The organism is Microcystis sp. M53598_WE2 (assembly GCF_030067735.1).
GTDB classification, from domain to species: domain Bacteria; phylum Cyanobacteriota; class Cyanobacteriia; order Cyanobacteriales; family Microcystaceae; genus Microcystis; species Microcystis aeruginosa.
Genome location: NZ_JASJFE010000008.1, coordinates 1 through 3,438 on the forward strand (window position 1 = coordinate 1; position 3,438 = coordinate 3,438).

The 3,438-nt window shown below is 42.3% G+C and carries 3 protein-coding genes; 2 read left to right on the forward strand and 1 reads right to left on the reverse strand.

The window, feature by feature from the left end; translation table 11 throughout:
• On the forward strand, positions 1–500 hold a 500-nt coding region (locus tag PX636_RS00165; protein WP_288115840.1), incomplete at its 5' end, for a DUF2290 domain-containing protein.
• Positions 501–689: 189 nt separating this feature from the next.
• Here PX636_RS00165 and PX636_RS00170 read toward each other — a convergent pair.
• On the reverse strand, positions 690–2,861 hold the full coding sequence (locus PX636_RS00170; protein WP_288115841.1) for an EF-hand domain-containing protein: 2,172 nt from the start codon (positions 2,859–2,861) through the stop codon (positions 690–692).
• Between the two features lie 294 nt (positions 2,862–3,155).
• Here PX636_RS00170 and lepB point away from each other — a divergent pair.
• Positions 3,156–3,438 (forward strand): signal peptidase I (gene lepB, locus PX636_RS00175; protein ID WP_288115842.1); only part of this gene is annotated, 283 nt, incomplete at its 3' end.

The following is a 3,438-nucleotide window of genomic DNA, read 5'->3' on the forward strand; positions in this document are numbered from 1 at the left end:
CCTATCAAGATATTTATGATGAGCTTGATCGCGGTAAGAATTATAATATTAAAATGATTGATGGAGCCTTGATTCAATTACTTTATCGCTTCCAAGGATCGCAGTTATTATCCCATAGACTAGCTTTCTTCTCATCCCCTTATTTAGAATCTTTTCAAAATGAGCCAGAACTATATGAAGAAGATGAGATATTTGCCGATATTATCGACAAAAATATTGTAGCTGTACCGATTAGATTTGATTACGATCCTGATAATTTTCAAGAGATTCATCACCCCAGATGTCATCTCACCCTAGGACAATTCAAAAACTGCCGAATTCCAGTGTCCTCCCCTTTAACACCCAGCATATTTATTGCTTTTATCCTTCGTAACTTTTACAATACAGCCTATCATCTATATTCCGAGCAGATCAATTTTAACAATCAGCGATTTCCAGAAACCATAACTGAAATAGAAACGAATATACTACATTTTGCTATTAAATCTCCCTCTCTATAGTCCCTATTGGATTTACCCTCATACAGTTCAGCGAAACCTCGAAATTTTTTCTCAAAAAAGCTTGACAAAATCCCTCAACTTGCCTTATACTTTCTAGTATAATGGGAATCCGTGCCTGCCTGCGAACAGCTATTTTTTTAAAGAAAAAAAGGAGTCAGGGAAAATAAAGACTCCTTAACTGAAGACAGTTTATTTGTGGAATTGGTGCAGTAGGTTGCGAAATTCTGGAAAACTAATCTGATTATCGCGACCGGTATCGGCATGGTGTAACATAGCTTCGATTTCCTTGTCTGTCACCCCCGGTTCGATCGCCTGAAGACAAGCTTTTAACTCCTCAAGGCTAATTTGTCCGGAGCCATCACTATCGAATAGCTGGAATCTTTCCAATAAAATTCTTTCCTGTTGATCAAGATCGCTCTCACTACTAAAAGATAGACGATCGAAGACCTGAAAAGCGCGGGCGATATTTTGCCATAATTGACGGGACAGAGGACGATGGAGAATCGTTTCCTCCTCCTGACCGGTAACTCCGTACTCCCGACGCAAAGACTCGACAGTTTCCGTTTCCGAGGCCGGCAATTCCGTCAATAAATGCTTGATCGCCTCCCTGGAACTCTTACCGGTTAACACTTGCAGCAATTCTGACCCCACCCGGCGATCGGGGTCTTTTTTCCAAGTCACCAACAAACTTTCCAACAAAGCATCGCGGTAACTCTGCAAACGCAACCAATCCTCGCGACTATACTGCTTGTCCGGATCGAGAAGTTCGGCCGATTCCACACCCAACTCCGTTAGAATTGCCTGATGTTCGGCCTCGGTAATCGTCAACTCTAAGCGCATTTGTTCTAGGATTTCGAGGCTGTGGCCGAAGTCAGTATATCCCTCCTCCAAAGCCTCTTTTAACAAGGCTTTATAGGCTTTTAAACACTTCTGGTGTGTGAAATCCGGCAGTATCTTGGCTAACACATACACCTCATCCGCGTCCAAAGCTGACAGCGATCGCCGATCAAGATATTTAGCCGTATCGAGACCCAGTTTACCCAACTGTTTACGCAATCTTCCCGCTAGTCCTTCTCGTTGGTAACGGCCCGGATCCCTTGTCCAGGTGCGATATAACCATAAACTACTCAAAACAGCCGGTAAAATATCAGCGAAATAATACCAAAATTTTGGCAAAAGATTAATAAAAGGACGACCAGCGAAAATAAAGAAGAAATTGAAAATCAGAAAAGTTCCGACAGTAAAGACGCGGTGACGGATAATTTCTGTAGTTAAAGGCGACTTTTTGCGAATTCTATCGACTTTGTAGGCATTTTCAACTTTTTTACCGAGAAAGTAACCCAAAAAAGTGCAGATTGCCAAAGTTAAGGGAACAGCTACCAGCTTCGGAATCGCAATTGCCTGACCAGCAAGATAAAAACCCGGTTTAAAGAGGGATTCTAGTTGATTTTCTTCGTGCGCCCAAGCTCCAGAGAAATAATAGTCCCAATTGCCAGCATAGAGATAATAATAGATAGCATAGCCAAAAACTAAGCCAAAATAACCGTAATAAAGCCATTGGCGATCTCTGTTGGTTATCCCATCCCAATAGGATCTTTCCGCATCGATATCGATACAGGGACTCTGACAGGCAACACAGGCACTTTGTTCGCTACCATCTTCCCGGACAATACGACACATAGATTGAGTAATCCCACCGCGACTGTCTTCGTGAGCGGTACTATTTAGTAAACCCCTCGGTTCACCGTAAATCCTTTCCACTGGACTCATGGGACAGAAATAGTTACACCAAGATTTGCCCCCATACCAATAACCCACAAAGATCGCCACTAGAATAGTAAAGATTAAAAAGCTGCCTAAGACTAAGCGATCGGAATTATCAAAGAGAATCCGTCCGCATAAACCCAAAAATAACAGACTTAATTGTAGATAGAGATAATTCCGAGCTAAAAAAGAGTTTTTCGGCACTTTATAGATTTCATAGCGGACTTTCCCCGATTTATCGGTGTATTTTTTCTGACGCTGTTTACCCAAAGCGCGCGGTATTTGAGAAAGAAAGGATAAAGGACAGATACGCCGCCAGAGTTCGTGACCGAATACTAATAAGATAAAAATGCTACTAGGAACCACTATTCCCCAAAAAATCGGCGCAGCTAACTGATAGGAGGATTGGGGTAAGCAAACTCCCTGGACTTTAATGCACACATCGGGAGCAACTCTCAGGGGACTAGAGAGATTATTAGTATCGGTTAATTGTGCCGAAATCGGGTCAAAAAACAGAGAAAATATCAGAATTAACCAAGCGATGGTAACAACCCATCGCAGATAGTGCATTGATCGTTCGGGAATTTGTGCAAACATAGGTCTAAGTAGTGACGGAGAAGAGACTTTTAAGGGAGATTAGGGCTTCAATCCTCGAATTATCAAGCTTTTACTTTAATAGCGGCGAAAAACTTGCCTTTTTGAGAGACTGCATTGCCTTTTTCTACCCCCGAGGAAATTCCCCTTCAGGCAGCAGGGTGCGGCGTTGACAAATTAACAGTGATCCAGTATATGTGGGAAAATTGTCTTAAAATATTATCTACGCTGCTACTATCACTAGACTAGAACATTAAAGAGCGTATTGGCTTAATCCTTCTCAAAAGTTTAAATTCTATGGCTGAAAGCTTGAACCATAAATCCGAAAAACCCTCTCCTCCTCCCGTCCCCCAAGAAAACCCTTGGCTAGAAGCAGTTAAAACCATTGTCACGGCTGGAATTTTGGCTTTTGGCATCCGCACTTTTGTGGCCGAGGCCCGTTATATTCCCTCTTCTTCCATGGAACCCACTCTCCAGATTAACGATCGCCTAATTATCGAGAAAGTTAGCTATCATTTTCAGAAGCCAGAACGGGGTGATATAGTGGTTTTTAGTCCGACAGCCGCTCTAAAAGCTCAAA